Here is a 22,125-nt window from a genome sequence, read left to right as displayed (position 1 = left end):
TCACCCGGCAGGCGACAAGGCATATCTCTACCATGGCCAACGTGACCGTTGTCGGCGCCCAGTGGGGCGACGAGGGCAAGGGCAAGATCGTCGACTGGCTCAGCAACCGCGCCGACGTCGTGGTGCGCTTCCAGGGGGGCCACAACGCCGGCCACACGCTGGTGGTGGACGGCAAGGTCTACAAGCTGGCGCTGCTGCCCTCGGGCGTGGTCCAGGGCAAGCTGTCGGTGATCGGCAACGGCGTCGTGGTCGATCCCTGGCACCTGCTGACCGAGATCGACAAGATCGCCGATCAGGGCGTGGCCATCACGCCCGAGCTGCTGATCCTGGCCGACAACGCCTGCCTGATCCTGCCGCTGCACCGCGACCTCGACCAGGCGCGCGAGGCCGCCTCGACCCAGAAGATCGGCACCACCGGCCGCGGCATCGGTCCGGCCTATGAAGACAAGGTCGGCCGCCGCGCCATCCGCGTCGCCGACCTGGCCGACCCGGAAGCGCTGAAGCCCAAGATCGAACGCCTGCTGGCTCACCACGGCGCGCTGCGTCGCGGCCTTGGCCTGCCGGAGGCTTCGGCGCAGGAGCTGTACGACGCCCTGATGGCGCTGGCGCCGCGCATCCTGGCCTACGCCCAGCCGGCGTGGCGGGTGCTGGACCAGGCCCACAAGGCCGGCCGCCGCATCCTGTTCGAGGGCGCGCAAGGCTCGCTGCTGGACGTCGACCACGGCACCTATCCGTTCGTCACCTCGTCCAACACCGCCGCCGGCCAGGCCTCGGCCGGCTCGGGCATGGGCCCGTCGGCGACCGGCTATGTGCTGGGCATCGTCAAGGCCTACACCACCCGCGTGGGCGAGGGCCCGTTCCCGGCCGAGCTGTTCGACGAGGTCGGCAAGCACCTGTCGACCGTCGGCCGCGAGGTCGGCGTCAACACCGGCCGCGCCCGCCGCTGCGGCTGGTTCGACTCGGTGCTGGTGCGCCAGTCGGTAGCCATCAACGGCATCCACGGCGTCGCCCTGACCAAGCTGGACGTGCTGGACGGCCTGGAGACCCTGAAGATCTGCGTCGGCTACAAGATCGGCGACAAGGTCCTCGACTACCTGCCCGCCGGCCTGCGCGACCAGGCCGCCGCCACGCCGGTCTACGAGGAGCTGGAAGGCTGGAGCGAAAGCACCGCCGGCGCCCGCTCGTTCAAGGACCTCAACGCCAAGGCCATCAAGTATGTCCGCCGCGTCGAGGAGCTGATCGGCGCCCCGGTCGCCCTGCTGTCGACCAGCCCCGAGCGCGACGACACCATCCTGATGCGCGACCCCTTCCAGGGCTAGCGGGGGCCTGATGCGCGATCCCTTCCAGGGATAGCGTGGACCGACGCGCCATCCCTTCAGTGGAGGGCGTGTCGGCAAAGGGCCGCGTCGAGCGCGATGGGAAGACTTCCCGCGGAAAAGCTTGGCCTGCCTTCCTCGCGCTCGGGATTTCCTTGGGCGGTCGCCCGTTTATCATCCTGGCCCCGCGCTCGCTGGAACACGCATCGGCGGCGTCGGATTATGTCCGTCCACGAACGGAACGGACCGCTGGATGAATCCTGTTATGGTCCAGCCAGTGGTGATCCAGGGGGGCGGCGTTTGGGCCTTAGTGAGCTTCTCAACGACGGAATCGACGGCGCATCGCTGGAGATGAGCCGACGCGGAATGGCGGGCCGGCTGGTCATGACCGCCCTGGTTGGCGTCCTGTTGGCCTATGCCTTCGGTCCCTACGCCCTGCTGCCCTGGATCGTCGTCAACGCGGGGCTGGAAGGCCTGCTGCTGCTGATCAAGGCCCAGTTCCGTCCCGCCTCGGAGCGGCGCTTTCCGATGATCCGGCGCCTCGGGCCCGGGATCGCGTTCAGCGTGACATGGTCGGTCACGGCTTGCCTGCTTTGGATCCACGGTTCGGCGGGCCTGAAGTTCGCCGCCCTGATGGTCATGTTCGGCCTGCTGATCGAAGGGCTGAAATACGCCGTGGTCAGCCGCGCGCTGCTCCTGGCCCTGGCGCCGGCGCCGTTCGCCGCGCTGATCTTCGCCGCCGTGACGTCACAGCACTGGCGGGGCTGGGAGTACGTGGTCCTGGCGGTGGTGATGGTCGGTGTTCTCAGCTTCTCCTTGGACGCCGTGCGCCTGTTGCGCGCCAACGCCCAGGCGCTGGAGAAGGCTCAGGCGGAAGCCCAGGAAGCCAGCCGCTCCAAATCCGCCTTCGTGGCGATGATGAGCCATGAGCTGCGCACGCCGATGAACGGCGTGCTGGGCCTGGCGCATGCGCTGAGCAAGACCCGGCTGGACGTCCGGCAGGCCGAGTATGTCGACATGATCATCCAGTCGGGCGACGGCCTGATGACCATCCTGAACGACATTCTCGACCTGTCGAAGATCGAGGCGGGCAAGCTGGAATTGGAGATCGCGCCGTTCGACATCCGCGCGCTCGCCGGCCAAATCCGGCTGCTGTGGAGCGAGACGGCGCGGACCAAGGGCGTGGACCTATCCTTGGAGGTGGACCCCGCCACGCCGGCTTGGCTGCTGGGCGACGCCGCGCGCGTTCGCCAGATCCTGATGAACCTGGTGTCCAACGCCCTGAAGTTCACCCTGGCCGGTCGTGTCGTGATCCGGGTGGCGCCGGCGGAGGGCGAGATTGTCCTGTCGGTCGCCGACACGGGCGTTGGCCTGACCGCCGAGCAGCGAGCGCGGTTGTTCGCGCCGTTCGCGCAGGGCGACCGCTCGACGGCCCGACGTTTCGGCGGCACGGGTTTGGGCCTGGCGATCTGCCGCCATCTCGCCGAGCTGATGGACGGCGCGATCGGCGTGGACAGCGAGCCGGGCGTGGGATCGACCTTCACCGTTCGCCTGGCTCTGCCGGCGACGGACGCGCCCTCCGCCGAAGAGGGCGAGACCGGGGCGAGGTTCAGCCTCGCCGGGCTTCGGGTCCTGGTCGTCGACGATAACGCCGTCAACCAGTTGGTCGCTCGCGCCGTGTTGGAGGCGGCCGGGATCGAGGTGGCCGCCGTCGGTGACGGCGGCGCCGCCCTGGCGCGGCTGGGCGCCGAGCCGTTCGACATGGTGCTGATGGACGTCCACATGCCGGTGATGGACGGCGTCGAGGCCGTGCGCCGGATCCGGGCGGGCGAGGGCGGTCGGATCGACATGCCGATCGTGGCCTTGACCGCCGACGCCATGGTTGGCGACGCCGAACGGCTGATGGCCCAGGGCTTCGACGACGCCCACCCCAAGCCGATCGCGCCCGCTGGCCTGCTGGCGACGGTGGCGCGGCTCTCGGCCGGGAGCGAGACGCGCGCCGCGCGGTGATCGGACGGCGCCGTTCGGAACGTCGTTCGGTCAGTCTTTGTTAGCGCGCGCCGAGATAGGACGGAGTTCGAGTATCCAGAGGGAAATCGTGTCCGTCGTCGCGCGCCGCCGCAAGATCAAGCCCGTGAACGCGGCGGACCGCCTGGCCCGCAGCCTGCGGGCCTTGGCCCATACAGGCTCGACCAGCCGAGTGCTGAACTTGGTGGAGATCGAGGCCAAGAGCGGCCAGCGTCCCGAATACGCCGAGCATCCGCTGTTTCGGAACCGCATCCTGAACGGCGCCCTGATCCTTAAGCACCGGGTGCGCAATGACGACGTCTACCTGTTCGACGAAGTCCGGCCGCTGGCCACCAAGATCATCATTCCGTTCGACCGCACCGACCTGGGCCTGGGCGGCCGGTCGGTGTTCGTTGGCCAGCGGGGCTGGATCGAGATGCTGGCCGACGCCTGCAACGCCTCGGGCCGCCTGACGCGCGATCTCACCGTTCTGAACGCGATCGACGCCCTGCCGTCGCTGGACCCCTTCCTGCTGCGCGAGCACCTGCGCCAGCACGACCTGACCGTCGCGCACTGCTACTTCACGCTGTCTCCGGCCGACTACGACGCCATGCAGGGCTTCGTCGGCATGGAGATCGGCCATCTGATCGAGCTGGCCTTTGGCGACCACGGCGGGTCGCGACGCTCCCAGGCCAGCCGCATGGTCGAGGCCCTGCTGGCGGCGGACTTCGGCGAGCGCCTGTCGCCCCTGCGCCAGACCCTCGGCATGGAAGGCCAAAGCTTCAAGGATGGCGTCTTCGCCTGGAAGGGGCTGCTCTATTACAAGTGGATGCTGACTCGGCTTTGGCCCCAGCTCACCCAGATCGGCGACGAGCTGGGCCGTCTGGAGGTCACGGGCGCGCGAGACGAGACCGACGAACGCTACGTGGCCGTGGCCAGGCGACGCCTAAGGGGCGCGCTGCCGGTCGAACGCCACGCGATCCTGCGCACGTTGAAGATCTATGACGACGCCTTCGAGCAACTGGTGCGAAATCGTCGGCCTCGGGCCTTCCGCGACTTCCTGATGGGCGCGCCGGAGTTGTTCCTGAATCTCGGCGAGCGGGTCGGGGCGATCGCCCACATCGCCAGCTATTGGCGCTATCGCTTTCCCGAGGGGCAGCCGCTGACCGCCAGCGCCGAGGAGGCGATCGACATCCTGCAGGACTTCGAGACCAGCCTGGCGATACAGCTCACGCCCTAAACCGTCGTCTTGCACGCCTGGCGAGCGGATTCTTAACGTTCCGCGCCTATTGTCCCGACCCTATTCGCAGGAGCCTCGGGTTTCGTGTTCGACGGCAACGTCCGCACTCTCCAACGTGTCGCCGCCAAGGTGCAGCGGGTTCTGGTCGTCGATCCGAACCCCGCCATGGCGCGTTTGCTGGCCGAGCACATGCGTCCGCTGGGCGCTGTCGAGATGTTCGCCGCCCCGACCGCCGAAAAGGGCTACGCGATGGCCCGCGCGGTCGATCCGCAGTTGATCTTCGTCGAGCACGGCCAGTCCGGCGTCGACGGCCTGGCCTTCACCCGCAAGGTCCGCCGCGGCGACCTGGTCTGCCGCGAAGCGCCGATCATCATGTGCGCCACGGACGCCACCGCCGACATCATCTTCGGCGCCCGCGACGCCGGCGTGCATGAGTTCATGCGCAAGCCGTTCAACATCAAGGACCTGGAGCGCCGGCTCGAGGCGGTGACCTTGAAGCCGCGCGACTGGGTCGAGGGCGTGGGCTATGTCGGCCCCGATCGCCGCCGGTTCAACTCGGCCGACTATCGCGGGCCTCGCAAGCGCAAGGCCGACGCGGTGGCCGCCACGCCGGCCGCCCGCCTCTCGCAGGCCCTTCGCATCGTCAAGTCGGCCGCTCAGGCGCTCGACACCGATCCGGCCCAGGCCCGGCGCGCCCTGGCCGCCCAGGCCGAGGAGCTCCGCCGGGTGGGCGAGGCGGTCAAGGACAGCCGCCTGATCCACGCCGCCGCCGCCCTGGCCTCCTGCACCCAGGCCGATCTGGCCGGTCCCGGCGGCCGCGCGGATCTGGTCAAGCGGATCGACGCGGTCATGGGCTTCATGGCCGCCGACGACAAAGGTCGAGCCGCCCCCGCCGTCACGGTGGCGTAACAAAACCTACGTTTTGCCGTCGTCGTACCGTCGCGGACCAGCAACACGGCGAAGCTAACAGCCTTCCTGGGCACGGGAGTCGCGCGCAGTCGCGGCAGTGACAGGGGATCATCATGTTCATTCGCAACCAAGCGGCGCTGCTGCGCCGCGTCAGCGCGTTGGCGCTCGCGCTCGCGGCCGCCGCCGGCGGTTTCGCCCGCGCCGAGGACAACGCCACCGCCGTCGACAGCACGTCGGTCAGCGACGTCGTCATCACCGCCCGCCGCCCGATGGCCGAGAGCCAGGCCGCCGCGCTGCAGATTCAGAAGAACTCGGACTCCCTGGTCAGCGTTCTGTCGGCCGACGCCGTCGGCGCCTTGCCCGACCAGAACATCGCCTTCGCCGTGGGCCGCCTGCCGGGCGTTGGCGTCGAGCGCGACCAGGGCCAGGCCCGCTATGTCAACCTGCGCGGCGCGCCGGTCTACTGGACGACCCTGTCGTTCGACGGCCTCAGCGTCGTCAGCCCCGAGGGGCGCGCCACCCGCTTCGACAACATCCCGTCGGCGATCGCCAGCCTGATCACGGTCGAGAAGGCCATCGTGCCGTCGATGCCGGGCGACACGGTCGCGGGCAATGTCGACATCCGCACTCGCCGCGCCTTCGACTACAAGGGGCAGCGGATCAGCGGCAAGCTGGGCGTCGGCAAGGTCGATCTGGGCAATGGCGACGAGTTGGACAGCAACCTCGTCTATTCGAACGTCTTCGCCGACAAGTTCGGGATCGTCGCCCAGGCCTCGTACTATTCGCGCGAGATGGCGACCGACAACTGGGAGACCGATCCCTATCTGTCGAACACCGTCGCGCCCCAGAAGCACTTCGCTCGCGAACACGAGAACAAGCACTACCGCCTGACCCGCGAGAACATGTCGGCCTCGATCCGGCTGGACTACAAGTTCGACGAAAACAACTCGATCTTCGCCAGCACGATCAACACCTATTATCACGACGACGAACTGCGGGATAACTTCCTCTTCCGCCTGGACCAGGGCACGGACGTGGGCGGCAATAGCTACACCAGCGCCGCCTATATCAACGCCAACGATCCCACTTCCGGCACGGTCTACGGCGCGCGCATCAACGGCCGCATCGACTACCGCGACACCAAGGAAGCCATGTCCACCAACACGGTGGGCGGCGAGCACAAGTGGAACAAGCTCAGCGCCTCGTGGCGGCTGAACTACACCTACACGCAGGACGGCCGCGACACGCCGGTGACCATGGCGTTCCAGAGCCCGTCTAGCTTCCTTCTGCGTCCGACCGTCGAATATGATTTCCGCAACGGCGACGTGAACACGGTGCGCCTGTTCCAGACCGGCGGCGCGACCGCGGCCCGTACCAAGGGCGCCCAGGTCAACAACATCGAGGACTTCCAGTTCCCGCTGACCAGCGCCGGCAAGCTGAAGGGCGGTGACTTCACCAACGCCTACACCGCCAAGGGCGACTTCGACTACGAGGGCGAGCTCGCCGGTCACGAGACCAAGTTCGAGTTCGGCGGCCTGTGGACGGACCGCACCAAGAAGTCGCGCGAGAGCAGCTTCACCCGCGCCTACTCGGGTTCGGGCGCGCCGGCCTGGGGCCAGTTCGCCAGCAATATCGGCTATCTGGGCAGCCAGAACCTGAACTACAGCTTCCGCTACACCAACAAGGACTACACGACGAACTTCGTCGATGACCTGGTGAAGACGGGGCAGGCGACCAAGGTCGACACGACCGCCAACTACTGGCGGGTGAGCGAGACGATCACCGCCGGCTACGCCATGGCCACGACCCGCTTCGACTGGGGCAATATCGTCTACGGCGCTCGCGTCGAGCACATCGAGAACGAGGGGCAGGCCTATGTCGGCTCGCGCCTGGTCAAGGTGAAGAGCGACGACACGCTGTACTATCCCAGCGCGCACCTGAACTGGAACCTGCGCGAGGACCTGAAGCTGCGCGTGGGCGTCACCACCTCCGCCTCGCGCGCGGACTTCGACGACCTGCGCCCCAACTACACCTTCAGCGACTCCAACCAGACGGTCTCTGGCGGCAATCCCCACGCCAAGCCCGAGCGCCAGGTCGGCCTGGACACCTATCTGGAATGGTACGCCGGTCCCGAGACCTTCATCTCGGCGGGCGTGTTCTACAAGGATCTGAAGGACGTGCTGGTGCAGACCTCGGGGGTGTTCGGCGAGACCACGCTGAACAGCAACGGCGTCGACCGTTCGGGCTATACGTTCACCGGCATCGGCAATGCCGGCGAAGGCCACATCCAGGGTCTGGAAGTGTTCTACAGCGGCACGGCCGAGACGTTCGTCCAGTCGCGGAACCTGCCGTCCTGGCTGGGGGGCTTCGGCGCGCGCCTGTCGGGGACCTGGACCTCGTCGGAGGTCAACCTGCCGTCGGTCGGCGGCGTGCCGGCCCGCACCATCTCGGTGCTGGGCGCCTCGGACGCGGTCTACAACGTCCAGGCCATCTACGAGAAATACGGCCTGACCGTTCGCGTCGCCTACCAGTACCGCACGCCGTGGGGCCAGTCGGTCGGGACCTACCGCGTCGTCAACGGCGGCGTCTATCCGACCGACAACGGCGACGTCTTCTGGGACAGCGACGAGGAGCTGGACGTCTCGGTCCGCTACCAGGTCAACAAGAACATCGAGGTGTTCCTGGACGGCAGCAACCTGACCAACCAGGGCGCGCGCCGATACGGCGACCAGAAGCGCTATCCGATCGAGTACGAGAAGTTCGGCCAGCGCTATGTCGGCGGGATCCGCTTCAACTTCTAGGCAGCGCTGAACAGCGAGTGACGAGGAGCCTCCCCGGTCCGCCGGGGAGGTTTCCTTTTTGCTACCGCTTGCCCGCTGGCCGCTCCAGCCAATGCCTCAGCGCCCCGTTCACCGGGCCGGGCGCCTCCATCGGCGCCATGTGGCCGGTGTTCGGGACCACCACCAGGTGCGTGCAGCCGATGGCGGCGGCCATGGCCCGGTGACCCTCGGCCGGGGTGATCTGGTCGTTCTCGCCGACGATGATCACCAGCGGGACCCGCAGCGCTCTCAGCGCCGCCTCGCCGTCCTCGCGCTCCAGGCTGTTCTGGCGCAGGAAGACCTCGCGGCCCAAACGCTGGGTCATGTCGACGATGCGGGTCGTGAGTTCGGTGTCCTCGAGCCGCGAGGCGTCGACATAGGACTTCAGGATCGCCTGGCCGATCCCCAGGAATGTCCCGCCGTTGGCGGCCGCCTTGCTCAGCGCCCGGCGCTGGGCGGCGCGCTGGGGTGTGTCGACATGGATCGAGGTGTCCAGCAGGGCCAGGCGCTCGATGCGCTCCGGCGCGATCCGGGCGATGTCCTGGGCGACGTAGCCGCCCATCGAGAAGCCGGCCAGGGCGAAGGTCGGCTCCGCGTGGGCCAGGACATGTTCGGCCATCTCGCGGATCGTGGCGTAGGGCGTAAGATCCGGAACCCAGATCCGCGCGACGTCGGAGAGCCCGCTGATCTGATCGCGCCACAGCTCGGCGTCGTTGAGCAGGCCGGGGAGGAGGATCAGTTGGGGCAGGGCGGAGTCGGTCATCACCGGCTCATAGCATCCCGGCGCCCCGGCGGTCACATGGGGCGGCGCGCCCGAGGGCGGCCGGGCGCGCGCCCTAGGCTTCCGCTAGTCTTCAAGCGGCATCGGGCCGCCGGCCGTGCAGATGTAGATTGGCGTGGCGTCGTAGTAGGGCGAGGGGATGTTGGCGCGCAGCACGTAGACGTTATTGCCTCGTCCCCCGCAGCCTCGGTCATAGACCTCGCCCAGAACCTGCGTCTTGGCCGCGTCGGCGTAGTAGACGTAGCTGTAGGCGGTCAGATCAGCTTGAGCCATCGCCGCGGGCGCGCCGAGCGCGGCCACGGCGGCCGCGGCGGCGAGGATGGTCTTGATGCGAATGGTCATCGGACACTCCGTCTGGAAAGCGCCATGCGAGCGCCCTCAACCCTCCCTCGGATTTTCCGGTAAATCAACCTTCGCGTTAGTGGGGCTTCTCACCGCCGCGAGGCCTACGGCCCAAACAAAAAGGGCGCTCCGAAGAGCGCCCTTCCGTCTTGGCTGGGTGAGCCGAAGCCTCAGGCCTCGACCATGTTCTTGGCGATCGCCGCCGCGCGCATGGTCTTCTGCAGCTTTTCGAACGCGCGGACCTCGATCTGGCGGACCCGCTCACGAGAGACGCCGTACTGAGCGGCCAGCTCTTCCAGGGTGGTCGGGTCGTCCTTCAGGCGGCGTTCGGTCAGGATGTGGCGCTCACGGTCGGTCAGCTCGACCATCGCTTCTTCCAGAAGCGACATCCGCAGCGACTTTTCCTCGTCCTCGGCGACGCGGGTCTCCTGGGAGACCTGCTCCTCGTCGGCCAGCCAGTCCTGCCATTCGCTCTCGCTGTCCGAACGCAGAGGCGCGTTCAGCGAGGCGTCGGGGCCCGACAGGCGGCGGTTCATCGAGATGACCTCGCTGTCCAGCACGCCCAGCTTGGTGGCGATGGCGCTGACCTGTTCAGGGCGCAGGTCGCCCTCCTGGAAGGCGGCGATCTGGCTCTTGGCCTTGCGCAGGTTGAAGAACAGCTTCTTCTGCGCGGCGGTCGTGCCCATCTTCACCAGCGACCACGAGCGCAGGATGTATTCCTGGATCGAGGCGCGGATCCACCACATGGCGTAGGTGGCCAAGCGGAAGCCCTTGTCGGGCTCGAACTTTTTGACCGCCTGCATCAGGCCGACATTGCCTTCGGAGATCACTTCGCCGATCGGCAGGCCATAGCCGCGATAGCCCATGGCGATCTTGGCCACGAGGCGCAGGTGCGACGTCACCATCTTGTGGGCGGCTTGCGGGTCCTGATGCTCTTTCCAGCGCTGGGCGAGCATGAACTCCTCGTCCTTGCTCAGCATCGGGAACTTGCGGATCTCGGTCAGATAACGAGACAGGCCGCCGTCCGGCGACATCACCGATAGAGAATTCACGGCCATCGTACTTATATCCCCTTGCGTGCGGATCCGCTCGCCAATCGCGCGCGATCATCCCCCACACGAGGGGATAGATAGTTCAACAAGCGGCGGGTTGAAGAGTGGTAACGCATTTGTAATGTCCGAGTTGCCTGCTTGGGTATTGTACGAATGCGGCGTTAGTTTGGACGCGTGGCTTTCGCAAGGGAAATAGGGGCCTGATGATCCGTTTCATTCTTCGCGTCCTGATCGCCGCTGGCGGCCTGTGGCTGGCGGCCCGCATCGTGCCGGGCGTCACCGCCGACGGCTGGAAGACCCTGATCATCGCCGGCTTCCTGCTCGGCGTCGTCAACGCGGTGGTGCGGCCGGTGGTCACGGTGCTGACCTTCCCGCTGACCATCGTCACCCTGGGCCTGTTCCTGCTGGTCGTGAACGCGGCGATGATCGGGATCGTCGACTGGCTGCTGGACGGCCTGCGAGTCCCGGGCCTGTGGGCGGGGATACAGGTCGCGATCGTGACCGGTGTCGTCAGCTGGATCGGCCAGGCGTTCCTGGGCGAGGCGCGGACGGAACGGGAGTAGGTTTTCGGTCCGCCGTCCAGTCACGGTAAACGGCGTTGCAAGCACTGTGACGTCGCCATGAAGTTTTCGCGAAATAACCTCCGCCGGGCTCCGCCATTAGCGGGCCGTTAGCCGAGAAATGGTCCTTCGCCATCCATAGTGGAGGCGTACGCATGTTCACCTTGCGGGACACGGTTTCTTCCCTGGCGCCGGCGCGCCAGGACGATCTGGGCAAGACGCTCTATGAGCGCTTCCGCGAGGAACCCGACACCCTGATCGTGCCGGTGGTCGACGGCGAGGACCGGCCGATCGGCATCGTCGAGCGCAACGCCTTCTTCCTGCGCATGGCGGCGGAGTATGGCCGCGCCCTCTACGCCAATCGCCCGATCTCGACCCTGATGGACAGCGAGCCCCTGGTCGTCGACGCCGACACCGAGCTGGCCGAATTCACCACCGATAGTCTCTCGTACCGCGCCTCGGACCTGCTGCGCGGCTTCATCGTCACCGAGAAGGACCGGTATCTGGGCGTGGGCACCGTGCTGGCCTTGCTGCAGGCCAGCAACGAGACCAACCGTCGGGGCGTGGCCCAGATCGCGCGGCTGGCCCACTACGACCCGCTCAGCGACCTGCCCAACCGGGTGCTGTTCCAGAAATCGCTGACCGAGGCCCTGGCCCGCCGGGCGCGCAAGGGCGACCAGCTGGCGGTGCATTTCATCGATCTCGACCGCTTCAAGACGGTCAACGACACCCTGGGCCATCCGCTGGGCGATGCCCTGCTGCGCGAGGCGGCCGAGCGGCTGCGGCGCTGCGTGCGCGAGGGCGACACCGTCGCGCGCCTGGGCGGCGACGAGTTCGCCGTGGTGCAGACGGGGCTGTCGGACATGGACGGCGCCACGCGCCTGGCCGCCCGGATCGTCACGGCCATGGCCGCCCCGTTCGACCTGGCCGGCCACCAGGTGGTGATCGGCGCCAGCGTCGGCGTTTCGGCCGCGCCCTTCGACGGCGAGGATGTCGATGAGCTGCTGAAAAAGGCCGACATGGCCCTCTACCGCGCCAAGGGCGACGGCCGGGGCGCCTTCCACTTCTTCGAGCGGGCCATGGACGAGCAGCTGCAGGCCCGTCGGGCGCTGGAGCTGGACCTGCGCCGGGCGCTGCAGGACGGAGAGTTCGAGCTCTTCTACCAGCCGCTCTATCACCTGGGCGACGAGCGGGTGACGGGCTGCGAGGCGCTGCTGCGCTGGCGCCACCCCGAGCGCGGCATGGTCTCGCCGGCCGACTTCATTCCGCTGGCCGAGGAGATCGGCCTGATCGTGCCGCTGGGCGACTGGGTGCTGCGCGCCGCCTGCGCCGAGGCCGCGCGCTGGCCCGAACACGTGCGGCTGGCGGTCAACCTGTCGCCGGCCCAGTTCCGCGACCGCGGCCTGGTGGCTACGGTCGTCTCGGCCCTGGCCGCCTCGGGCCTGCCGGCCCAGCGCCTGGAGCTGGAGATCACCGAGTCGGTGCTCTTGCAGGACAACGCCGCCAACATGGCCATGCTGCACGACTTGAAGGCTCTCGGCGTGCGGATCTCGATGGACGACTTCGGCACGGGCTACAGCTCCCTGAGCTATCTGCGCAGCTTCCCGTTCGACAAGATCAAGATCGACCAGACCTTCGTCCGCGACATCCTGCACGACAGCGACGCCCTGGCGATCATCAAGGCCGTGCTGGATCTGGGCGCGTCGATGGGCGTGGTCACGACGGCCGAGGGCGTGGAAACCCAGGCTCAACTGGACGCCCTGCGCGGCCAGGGCTGCGCCGAGATCCAGGGCTACTTCATCAGCCGCCCCGCGCCGGCGGGGGACATCGCGAAGATGCTGGGGGCCGAGGGAGAGCGCCAGAGCGCCCCCTCCGTCTCGCCGCAAAGCGGCGATCCACCTCCCCCGCGGGCGGGGGAGGATGGGATGTCATCCTCCTCACCCGTAGCGGAGCGTACGGGGGAGGTGTCGCGCGGCGCGGCCGCGTGACGGAGGGGGCGCTTAGGACGCCACCCGCTTCAGCGCCGCGCCCAACTCCTCCACCATCTCCGACGTGGTGGCCCACGAGCACATGAAGCGCACCGTGCCGTCCAGGAAGCGGTAGACGAACCAGCCCTCGCCGCGCAGGCGTTCCAGGGTCGGCTCGTCCATCTCGACGAACAGGCCGTTGGCCTCGACCGGATGCTTGATCGGGAAGGGCATCAGGCCGGCCAGCTTCTGGGCCATGGCGTTGGCGTGGGCCGCGCGCATCGCCCAAGGGCCCGCCCCGCCGTCCTCGCCCAGCAGGCCCAGCCACGGCGCGGCCAGGAACCGGCCCTTGGAGACCAGCTGGCCCGCGTGCTTGAGCCGCGCGTCCAGCCGGCGGGCGTGGGCGGGGTTGAGGAACACCACGGCCTCGGTCGGGGTAGAGCCGGCCTTGGTGCCGCCCATTACCAGAATGTCGACGCCCATCCTGGCGACGCTCTTGAGGTCGAAGCCGGCGGCCACGGCGTTGGCCAGGCGCGCGCCGTCCAGATGGACGCCATAGCCCTTGGCCTTCACCGGCGTGACCAGGGCCCGCAGGTGGTCTTCCGAATAGACCGTGCCGTATTCGGTGGCGGTGGTCAGGGAGAGGGCGTTGGCCGGCTGGTTGTACGACACTTCCGGCCGCGCTAGCGCCGCCTCCAGCGCCGCGACCTCGACCTTGCCCGAGGCGCCGGGCAGGCCGATCAGGCCGACGCCTTGGCCGAAAAAGCCCGGGGCGCCCGTCTCGTCGGTGCAGATGTGGGCGTGCTCATGCGCCAGCACCGCCTCGTGCGGCTGTGCGAGCAGGGTGAGGGCGAAGGCGTTGGCGGCCGTGCCCGAGGCGGTGAAGCGCACCTCCGCGTCGGCGTCCAGCAGGGCGCGGATTCGATCGCCCGCCGCGCGGCTGACGTGGTCGGTTCCGTAGCCCGAGGCCGTGCCCGCGTTGGCGGCGATCAGGGCGTCCATGACCTCGGGCATGGCGCCGGCGACGTTGTCCGAGGCGAAGTCGAAACGAGGAGTTGTCATGGCCCCTGGATAGGGGCGCGCGCGGGCTCCGGGCAAGCGGAACCCGCGCGGCGGGGCGGCCTACTTCGCCGCCGCCAGAGCTTGCGTCAGATCGGCGAGGATGTCGTCGATGTGCTCCAGGCCGATCGACAGGCGGACATAGCCGTCCGAGACGCCGGTCGCCGCCTGCTCCTCGGCGCTGAGCTGGGAGTGGGTGGTCGAGGCCGGGTGGATCGCCAAGCTGCGCGCGTCACCGATATTGGCCACGTGGTAGAACAGCTTCAGCGCGCCGATGAACTTGCGGCCCGCCTCGCGTCCGCCCGCCAGCTCGAAGCCGACGAGGCCGCCATAGCCGCCCGACAGATAGCGGTCGGCGCGCTCGCGCTGGAGGCCGGTCTGGACGCTGGGGTGGATGACGCGGGTCACGCCCGGCGACGCCGACAGGGCCTTGGCCACGGCCGCGGCGTTCTCGCTGTGGCGGGTGATGCGCAGCGGCAGGGTTTCCAGGCCCTGCAGGATCTGGAAGGCGTTGAACGGCGACAGGGCCGCGCCCAGGTCGCGCAGCAGCACGGTGCGGGCGCGCAGGATGTAGGCGATCGGGCCCAGCGGCTTGGCCGCCTCGGCCCACACCGCGCCGTGATAGCTGGGGTCGGGGGTGTTCAAGGTCGGGCTGCGCTCGGGATGGGCGGTCCAGTCGAAGTTGCCGCCGTCGATGATCACGCCGCCGATCGAGGTGCCGTGGCCGCCGATGTACTTGGTGGTCGAATAGACGACGATCGCCGCGCCGTGTTCCAGCGGGCGGGCCAGCAGCGGGGCGGCGGTGTTGTCGACGATCAGCGGGACGCCCAGCTTGCGCCCGATCTCGGCGACCTCGGCGATCGGGAAGACGCTGAGCTTCGGGTTCGGCAGGGTCTCGGCGTAATAGGCGCGGGTGCGCTCGTCCGTGGCGCGAGCGAAGGCCTGGGGATCCTCGGGATCGACGAAGCGGACCTCGATCCCTTGGTCGCGCAGGGTGTTGGCGAACAGGTTCCAGGTGCCGCCATAGAGGTCGGTCGAGCTGACGATGTTGTCGCCCGCGCGGGCCAGGTTCTGGATCGCGAACGCCGAGGCCGCCTGGCCCGAGGCCACCGCCAGGGCCGCGGCGCCGCCCTCCAGGGCCGTCAGGCGCTGCTCCAGGATGTCGGTCGTGGGGTTGCCGAGGCGCGTATAGATGTTGCCGAGCTTGCGCAGGGCGAACAGGTCGGCCGCGTGCTCGGCGCTTTCGAACTGGTACGAGGTGGTCTGGTAGATCGGCGGCGCCACCGCCCCCGTCGTCGGGTCCGCGCGCCAGCCGGCGTGAAGGGCCAGGGTCTCGGGGTGAAGCTTGCGGTCGGACATCGGCGTTTCCTGTTGCTCTTACTGACAACGACGCCGCGACCTTAGCCGGCCGGGGGCGGGCGATGAGAGCGAATATTCTCGCCCGCGCCTCAGAAAAACTCAGGCCTCGCGCGCCCAGGCCCGAACGTCGTCGACGAACAGCCCCGGCTCCTCCATCGCCGCGAAATGGCCGCCGCGCGGCATCTCGCTCCAGCGGACGATGTTGTAGGCGCGGTCGGCCCATGAGCGGGGCGGGGGCTTGTAGATGCTCTCGCCGGGGAAGTTGGCGAAGGCGGTCGGGGTCTCGCAGCGCTGGCCCTCGGCCAGCACCGGGCCGCCTTCCTCCAGCAGGGCGCGATAGTACCAGGCGCCGGTCGTGAAGCTACCGGTCATCACGTAGATCATGACGTTGGTCAGCAGCTGGTCTCGCGTGAACACCTGCTCGAACGGCTTGGTCGAGAGATCCGCCCAGTCGTGGAAGCGCTCGATGATCCAGGCGGCTTGGCCGACCGGGTTGTTCGCGCCCAGCCATGCGACGGACTGCGGCTTGCTGGCCTGCAGCCGGAAATAGGCGCCCCACAGGTCCATCTGGGCGCCGAAACCGGTGATCCAGGCGATCTCCTCGGGCGTCTTGGGCGGCCCTGCGGGGCGCAGGCCGATCATGTTCAGGTGGATGGCCTTGGCGTGGGCGCCGTGGTCGAGACCCAGCCAAGAGGTGACCAGCCCACCCCAGTCGCCGCCTTGAGCGAGGTAGGTCTCGTAGCCCAGGTCGCGGGTCATCAGGGTGTTGAAGAGGCGCGCGGTGGCCCGCTGGCCCAGCGGCCGCTTGGGCTTGCCCGAGAAACCGAAGCCCGGCAGCGACGGGATGACTAGGTCGAAGGCGTCGGCCGGATCGCCGCCGTGGCGCGAGGGGAAGGCTAGGGGCTCGATCGCGTCCCAGAACTCGAAATGGCTGCCTGGCCAGCCGTGGGTGATCAAGAGTGGGCGCTTGCCCTTGGCCTCGCCGACCACGTGGACGAAGTGGATGTCGAGGTCCTCGATCGTCGCGGTGAACTGCGGGAAGCGGTTTAGATTGGCCTGGACCGCGCCGACGTCGAAGCCGTCGCTCCAATAGGCGCAGAGGCCCTTCAGGAAATCGGCGTCGCAGCCATAGCCCCAGCCGCCGCCCTCTGGGGCGGGCGGGAACTTATAGGCGCGGACCTGGCCCAGGACCTTATCGACCTGGTCGCGGGTCCAGTTCACCTCGAACGGCGTCGCCATGGCGGCCTCCCTGTTTTGCGGGGAGGGTCATTTGATTTCCCCGACGGAGGTCAAATCAAACTGTGTCATCCCGGCCGGAGCGCAGCGGAGAGCCGGGACCCAGGGGGGGGGGCGGGAACTCTGCGCTTGTCGCCCCTGGGTCCCGGATAGCCTCTGCGAGGCTTCCGGGATGACACGGAAATTGGGAGGTCAAGCCGCCGTGGCGAACCGCATCCGCACCTTCGGCCACAGCATGTTGACCGCCAGGCCGGTCAGCACCAGGGCCGCGGCGATCAGCTTCCAGGCGGGCAGGGCCTCGTGCAGCAACAGGGCCGAGGCGCCCATGCCGAAGACGGGGACCAGCAGGGCCATCGGCGTGATGGTGGCGGCCGGGTGACGGGCCAGCAGCCAGCCCCAGGCGGCGTAGCCGAACATGGTGTTGCCCACGGCCTGCCAGGCGACGGCGGCCCAGGTCAGGGCGTCGGCTTGGGTCACGCCCTTGACGATGGCCGGCCAGCCTTCCAGCCACAGCGACATGGCGAACAGCGGCGGGATCGAGAACAGGCTGGCCCAGACCACATAGGCCAGCATGTTCACCGCGCCGGCCTGTCGGGCGACGATGTTGCCGCCGGACCAACTGGCCGCCGCCAGCAGCACCAGAACAACGCCGAGCGGCGTCGCTGAGCCGCCGCCGTGCGCGGCGATCAGCACGATGCCCGAGGCGGCCAGCAAGAGGGCGGCGATCTGGAAGGGCTTGATCGGCTCGCGGTTGATCCGCATCGCCATGCCGATCGTGAAGAACACCTGGGTCTGTACGACCAGCGAGGCCAGGCCCGGCGAGATGTGGCCCTTCATGGCCACGAACAGCAGCCCGAACTGCCCCGCGCCGATCAGCACGCCATAGGCGGCGAGGTTCTTCCACGACACCGGCGGGCGCTTGACGATGAAGGCCATCGGCAGCAGCACCAGGGTGAAGCGCAAGGTCGCGAACAGCAGCGGCGGCAGGTGGTCCAGGCCCACGCGGATGACCACGAAGTTCGTGCCCCACACCGCCACCACGGCCAGGGCCAGCAGGAAGTGGCGCAAGGGCAGGGACGCGTGGGACATGGGCGCTCCGTCGGCGGGGATGGCTTGGATTGCCCCCTGGCCGGCGTCGGAGCAATGGAAACATTGTCCTCGTGACAATGCTTGCCGACGAACGCGCGTTTGACGCTTTTCGCGCCGCCGCCTAGCCTCCCCGATAAACAGGGAGAGAACGCCATGGGCTGGGACCTGCTGGTCGCCAAGGACGACTTGCGCCGCACGGAAATCCGCGAGGCGGCGCCCGCGCCGCTGGCCGACGGCGAGGTTCGCCTGGCCATCGAAAGCTTCGCCCTGACCGCCAACAACATCACCTACGCCGTGTTCGGCGAGATGATGCGGTACTGGGACTTCTTCCCGGCGCCGGAAGGCTTTGGCCGCGTGCCGGTCTGGGGCCACGCGCGGGTCGAGGCCAGCGCCCATCCCGAGATCGCCGTGGGCCGGCGCTTCTACGGCTACTGGCCAATGTCGGCGCACCTGACGGTTCAGGCCAGGGCGGGCAAGAGCGGCTTCCTCGACGCCGCCCCGCATCGCCAGCCCATGGCCGTGGTCTACAACCAGTACGCGGCCGTCGGGGCCGAGGAGCCGCTGGAGGCCTATCGCGCCCTGCTGCAGCCCTTGTTCATGACCTCGTTCCTGATCGAGGACCAGCTAGACGAGGCCGGCTTCCACGGCGCGGCCAGCGTGGTGCTGTCCAGCGCCTCGTCCAAGACCGCCATCGCCCTGGCTGCGCTGCTGAAGCGGCGCGGCGGCGTGAAGGTCGTCGGCCTGACCTCGCCCCGCAACAAGGCGTTCGTCGAGGGGCTCGGGTTCTACGATCAGGTGGTCCTCTACGACGACATCGCCAGCGCGCCGATCGCCACGCCGGCCGTGTTCGTCGACTTCGCCGGCGACAGCCAGGTGCTGGGCGCGGCGCACCGCCGGTTCGGCGACGAGCTGAAAGCCTCGATCCTGGTCGGCGGCACGCACTGGGAGGTCCCGCGAGTCCAGGCCGATCTGCCAGGCCCGACGCCGGCCTTCTTCTTCGCCCCCGACCGTCGGGCCAAGCGTCTCCAGGACTGGACCCCGGCCGAAATGGAGCAGCGCTACGGCGCGGCCTGGACGCCGTTCGTCGCCGACGCGGCCCGGTGGCTGACGGTGAAGGAGGGGCGGGGGCCGGAGGCGATCCGCGCGGCCTATCTGGAACAGGTCGACGGCGGGACCGCGCCGGACGTGGGCGTGGTGTTGAGGCCTTAGGGCCGAAGAGCGCCCCCTCCGTCACGGCGCGTATCCGCGCCGCGCCACCTCCCCCGTTTCACGGGTGAGGAGGCAGCGACTTCATCCTCCCTCGCGAAGCGGGGGAGGTGGATCGCTGCGGAAACGCAGCGAGACGGAGGGGGCGCAAACCCCAAACAAAACGCCCGCCCTGGTCTCCCCGGGCGGGCGTTCTCGTCTTTAGGTCAGCTCAAAGCTCAGACCAGCGAGCCGTGGCACTGCTTGAACTTCTTGCCCGAGCCGCAGGGGCAGGGGGCGTTGCGGCTGGTGCGTTCCCAGTCCTCGGGCAGAGCCGAGACCGGCAGGGCCTCGCGCTGCTCGGGCGACAAGCCGTCCGGAATGGCGCCGGCCACGGCGGCGTTCTCGCCGGTCAGCGGGTCCAGGTGGACCTCCTGCAGGCCCTCCAGCGGCGTGTGCGGCATTTCCGGCTCGGCATAGGCGATCTCGACCGTCATCAGCCAGCGGGTGGTGTTGGTGCGCAGGTCCCCCAGCAGCTTCTCGAACAGCGAGAAGGCCTCGGTCTTGTACTCGTTCAGCGGATCACGCTGGCCGTAGCCACGCAGGCCAATGACGTTGCGCAGGTGGTCCAGATGCATCAGGTGCTCGCGCCACTGCAGATCGATCATCTGCAGCAGGAAGTTCTTTTCGACCTGGCGCATCTGATCGGGCGTGATGATCACCTCGCGCTGGGCGGCGTAGTCGTCGGCCGCCTTGGTGATGCGGTCCTTGATCTCCTCGTCGGCGATGCCTTCCTCGGCCGCCCACGCTTCGATCGGCAGGTCCAGGCCCAGGATCGATTGGACGCGTTCCTTCAGGCCCTCGATGTCCCACTGCTCGGCATAGGCCTTGGGCGGCAGGTGGCGGGCGACCAGATCGTCGATCGTGTCGTGGCGCATCTCGGCGATGATGTCGGAGAGGTCGCTCGACTCCATGAACTCCTGGCGCTGCTCGAACACGGCCTTGCGCTGGTCGTTGACGACGTCGTCGTACTTCAGGAGGTTCTTGCGGATTTCGTAGTTGCGTTGCTCGACGCGCTTTTGCGCCGTGGCGATGGCGTTGTTCAGCCACTTGTGGGTGATGGCCTCGCCTTCCTGGACGCCGAAGGTGCGCATGATCGCGTCCAGACGGTCGCCGGCGAAGATGCGAAGAAGATCGTCCTCGCACGACAGGAAGAACTTCGAGCGGCCCGGGTCGCCCTGACGGCCGGTGCGGCCGCGCAGCTGGTTGTCGATCCGGCGGCTTTCGTGGCGCTCGGTGCCCAGAACGAACAGGCCGCCGGCCGCGAGGGCCTGGGCCTTGCGGTCCGCGATCTCGGCCTCGAGACGCGCGCGCTCCTCGACCTCGTCCTCGTGGGTGATCTCGAGGCCCATGCCCTTCTGCTGCTGGCGCCAGTTGAACAGGCGCATGTCGATGCTGCCGCCCAGCTGGATGTCGGTGCCGCGGCCGGCCATGTTGGTGGCGATGGTCACCGCGCCGGGCACGCCCGCGTCGGCGACGATCACGGCTTCCTGCTCGTGGAAGCGGGCGTTCAGCACCTGGTGCGGAATGCCCTTCACCTTCTTGCCCTCCTTCTCGAAGGAGAAGTTCGACAGCAGTTTGGACAGCTCCTCGGACTTCTCGATCGAGACGGTGCCGACCAGGATCGGCTGGCCGCGCACGTGGCAGTCGGCGATCTGCTTGAGGATGGCCTCGTTCTTCTCGCGCTCGGTGCGATAGACCTCGTCGTCGTCGTCGATGCGCTGGATCGGGCGGTTGGTCGGGATTTCCGACACGCCCATCTTGTAGATGTCGTCGAATTCCTGCGCCTCGGTCGAGGCCGTGCCGGTCATGCCCGACAGCTTCTTGTAGAGGCGGAAGTAGTTCTGGATCGTCACCGAGGCCAACGTCTGGTTCTCGGGCTGGATGTCGGCGCCTTCCTTGGCCTCGATGGCCTGGTGCAGGCCTTCCGACAGGCGGCGGCCGGTCATCATGCGGCCGGTGAACTCGTCGATCAGGACAACCTCGCCGCCCTTGACGATGTAGTCCTTGTCGCGCGTGTAGAGGACGTTGGCGCGCAGGGCCTGGTTGACGTGGTGCACCACCGAGACGTTGGCCGCGTCATAGAGACCCGCCGAATCCTCGGCCAGATGGCCGCCGGCCATCAGGATCTCCTCGATCCGCTCCTGGCCGTCCTCGGTCAGGATGACCTGCTTTTGCTTCTCGTCGTGGTCGTAGTTGGTCTTGTCCTTGATCAGCTCCTTAACCAGCACGTCGATGGTCTTGTAGAAGCTGCTGCGGTCCTCGGTCGGGCCCGAGATGATCAGCGGGGTGCGGGCCTCGTCGATCAGGATCGAGTCCACTTCGTCGACGATCGCGAAGTTGTGGCCGCGCTGGACCATCTCCGAGACGTCGTAGACGAGGTTGTCGCGCAGATAGTCGAAGCCGAATTCGTTGTTCGTGCCGTAGGTGATGTCGCTGCGATAGGCGCGCTGACGCTCGCCTTGGCTCAGGCCGTTGACGATCACGCCGTAGCTGAGGCCCAGGAAGTTGTAGACCTGACCCATCCAGTCGGCGTCGCGGCGGGCCAGGTAGTCGTTGACGGTGATGACGTGGACGCCCTTGCCTTCCAGGGCGTTGAGGTAGGTCGGCAGGGTGGCGACCAGCGTCTTGCCTTCACCCGTGCGCATTTCCGAGATGCCCGAGAAGTGCAGCACCATGCCGCCGACCATCTGGGTATCGAAGTGGCGCATGCCCAGCACGCGCTTGGAAGCCTCGCGCACGACGGCGAAGGCTTCGTTCAGGATGTCGTCGAGCGACTCGCCCTTTTCCAGGCGCGCCTTGAACTCGGCGGTCTTGCCCTTCAGGGCTTCGTCGGAAAGCGCGCTGTATTCGGCTTCGTAGGCGTTGATCTTCGCCACGCGCGCGGCCAAGGCCTTGACCTTGCGTTCGTTGGAAGAGCCGAAGAGCTTTTTGGCGAAACCAAGCATGAAGAGGAAATCCGAAGCGATTATTATGGAAGCCGACGCAAAGGCTTTGTCGGCCTCGACCACGGGGGGTTTTCTGGGCGTGTTGACCGACGGAAAAACCGCTCGACTTGCACGCGCGCGAGACTTAAGCACCGGTCAAGGGCCTGTCAACGCGACGGGGTTTTTCCTGTTCCCCTTGGATTTTACGTAACACGGG

17 protein-coding genes and 2 pseudogenes are annotated in these 22,125 nt (G+C 67.9%); 10 read left to right on the top strand and 9 right to left on the bottom strand.

Translation table 11 applies throughout. The annotated features are described in order from the left end of the window. Positions 1 to 32: 32 nt before the first annotated feature. The 5 genes from J2728_RS13775 to J2728_RS13755 all read left to right on the top strand — a co-directional run bounded on the left by J2728_RS13775 (position 33) and on the right by J2728_RS13755 (position 8,273). Complete coding sequence (locus J2728_RS13775; RefSeq protein ID WP_309999955.1) at positions 33 to 1,319, top strand: adenylosuccinate synthase; 1,287 nt, start codon at positions 33 to 35, stop codon at positions 1,317 to 1,319. Positions 1,320 to 1,667: 348 nt separating this feature from the next. Beyond that, positions 1,668 to 3,326, top strand: coding sequence for an ATP-binding protein (locus tag J2728_RS13770; protein ID WP_309999954.1), 1,659 nt, complete (start codon positions 1,668 to 1,670; stop codon positions 3,324 to 3,326). A gap of 88 nt (positions 3,327 to 3,414) precedes the next feature. Then, positions 3,415 to 4,563 carry a hypothetical protein gene (locus tag J2728_RS13765; RefSeq protein ID WP_309999952.1) on the top strand — a complete coding sequence of 383 codons (1,149 nt, stop codon included), beginning with the start codon at positions 3,415 to 3,417 and terminating at the stop codon, positions 4,561 to 4,563. Between the two features lie 48 nt (positions 4,564 to 4,611). Next, positions 4,612 to 5,472 (top strand): response regulator, encoded by an 861-nt coding sequence (locus J2728_RS13760; protein WP_310000116.1) that lies wholly within the window; start codon positions 4,612 to 4,614, stop codon positions 5,470 to 5,472. A gap of 113 nt (positions 5,473 to 5,585) precedes the next feature. Further along, positions 5,586 to 8,273: a TonB-dependent receptor gene (locus J2728_RS13755; protein ID WP_309999951.1), complete on the top strand. Its 2,688-nt coding sequence runs from the start codon at positions 5,586 to 5,588 to the stop codon at positions 8,271 to 8,273. 61 nt (positions 8,274 to 8,334) lie between these two features. On the opposite strand, the gene J2728_RS13750 is transcribed toward J2728_RS13755, so the two are convergent. The 4 genes from J2728_RS13750 to J2728_RS13735 form a co-directional block, all read right to left on the bottom strand. Next, positions 8,335 to 9,054 carry an alpha/beta fold hydrolase gene (locus tag J2728_RS13750; RefSeq protein WP_309999949.1) on the bottom strand — a complete coding sequence of 240 codons (720 nt, stop codon included), beginning with the start codon at positions 9,052 to 9,054 and terminating at the stop codon, positions 8,335 to 8,337. 84 nt (positions 9,055 to 9,138) lie between these two features. Next, positions 9,139 to 9,414 carry a hypothetical protein gene (locus tag J2728_RS13745; RefSeq protein ID WP_309999948.1) on the bottom strand — a complete coding sequence of 92 codons (276 nt, stop codon included), beginning with the start codon at positions 9,412 to 9,414 and terminating at the stop codon, positions 9,139 to 9,141. Between the two features lie 170 nt (positions 9,415 to 9,584). Beyond that, complete coding sequence (gene rpoH, locus J2728_RS13740; RefSeq protein ID WP_310000115.1) at positions 9,585 to 10,481, bottom strand: RNA polymerase sigma factor RpoH; 897 nt, start codon at positions 10,479 to 10,481, stop codon at positions 9,585 to 9,587. Beyond that, positions 10,478 to 10,582 (bottom strand): hypothetical protein, encoded by a 105-nt coding sequence (locus tag J2728_RS13735; RefSeq protein ID WP_309999946.1) that lies wholly within the window; start codon positions 10,580 to 10,582, stop codon positions 10,478 to 10,480. The genes rpoH and J2728_RS13735 overlap by 4 nt, the downstream gene beginning before the upstream one ends. An 87-nt stretch (positions 10,583 to 10,669) precedes the next feature. Between J2728_RS13735 and J2728_RS13730 the strand changes: the two genes are divergently transcribed. Beyond that, positions 10,670 to 11,029, top strand: a complete 360-nt coding sequence (locus J2728_RS13730) for a phage holin family protein (RefSeq protein ID WP_309999944.1) — start codon at positions 10,670 to 10,672, stop codon at positions 11,027 to 11,029. Positions 11,030 to 11,181: 152 nt separating this feature from the next. After that, a complete protein-coding gene (locus J2728_RS13725) occupies positions 11,182 to 13,014 on the top strand; it encodes a putative bifunctional diguanylate cyclase/phosphodiesterase (protein WP_309999942.1) in 1,833 nt (610 codons plus the stop codon). A 12-nt stretch (positions 13,015 to 13,026) separates the two neighbouring features. Here the strand turns inward: J2728_RS13725 and J2728_RS13720 are convergent, their stop codons facing one another. The 3 genes from J2728_RS13720 to J2728_RS13710 all read right to left on the bottom strand — a co-directional run bounded on the left by J2728_RS13720 (position 13,027) and on the right by J2728_RS13710 (position 16,650). Continuing rightward, positions 13,027 to 14,055, bottom strand: a complete 1,029-nt coding sequence (locus J2728_RS13720) for a threonine aldolase family protein (RefSeq protein ID WP_309999940.1) — start codon at positions 14,053 to 14,055, stop codon at positions 13,027 to 13,029. 60 nt (positions 14,056 to 14,115) lie between these two features. Further along, entirely contained in the window at positions 14,116 to 15,411 is a 1,296-nt protein-coding gene (locus J2728_RS13715; RefSeq protein ID WP_309999938.1) for an O-acetylhomoserine aminocarboxypropyltransferase/cysteine synthase family protein, read from the bottom strand. A gap of 99 nt (positions 15,412 to 15,510) precedes the next feature. Continuing rightward, on the bottom strand, positions 15,511 to 16,650 hold the full coding sequence (locus tag J2728_RS13710) for an epoxide hydrolase family protein (protein WP_309999936.1): 1,140 nt from the start codon (positions 16,648 to 16,650) through the stop codon (positions 15,511 to 15,513). Between the two features lie 54 nt (positions 16,651 to 16,704). Here J2728_RS13710 and J2728_RS13705 point away from each other — a divergent pair. After that, positions 16,705 to 16,797 (top strand): annotated as a pseudogene (locus tag J2728_RS13705) (hypothetical protein); the annotation flags it as partial. A gap of 42 nt (positions 16,798 to 16,839) precedes the next feature. On the opposite strand, the gene J2728_RS13700 reads toward J2728_RS13705, so the two are convergent. Next, entirely contained in the window at positions 16,840 to 17,736 is an 897-nt protein-coding gene (locus tag J2728_RS13700) for an EamA family transporter (RefSeq protein WP_309999935.1), read from the bottom strand. A 153-nt stretch (positions 17,737 to 17,889) separates the two neighbouring features. Between J2728_RS13700 and J2728_RS13695 the strand changes: the two genes are divergently transcribed. Both J2728_RS13695 and J2728_RS13690 read left to right on the top strand, forming a co-directional pair. Beyond that, positions 17,890 to 18,945, top strand: coding sequence for a DUF2855 family protein (locus tag J2728_RS13695; protein ID WP_309999933.1), 1,056 nt, complete (start codon positions 17,890 to 17,892; stop codon positions 18,943 to 18,945). Beyond that, a pseudogene (locus J2728_RS13690) lies at positions 18,941 to 19,015 on the top strand (hypothetical protein); the annotation flags it as partial. The gene J2728_RS13695 and the pseudogene J2728_RS13690, both read left to right, overlap by 5 nt. A 145-nt stretch (positions 19,016 to 19,160) precedes the next feature. Here the strand turns inward: J2728_RS13690 and secA are convergent. Further along, positions 19,161 to 21,929, bottom strand: a complete 2,769-nt coding sequence (gene secA, locus J2728_RS13685; RefSeq protein ID WP_309999930.1) for a preprotein translocase subunit SecA — start codon at positions 21,927 to 21,929, stop codon at positions 19,161 to 19,163. Positions 21,930 to 22,125 lie beyond the last annotated feature (196 nt).

The organism is Caulobacter segnis (assembly GCF_031454995.1).
GTDB lineage: Bacteria > Pseudomonadota > Alphaproteobacteria > Caulobacterales > Caulobacteraceae > Caulobacter > Caulobacter segnis_E.
The sequence above is the reverse complement of the archived record's forward strand: the minus strand, read 5'-3'. Positions and strand labels throughout refer to the sequence as shown.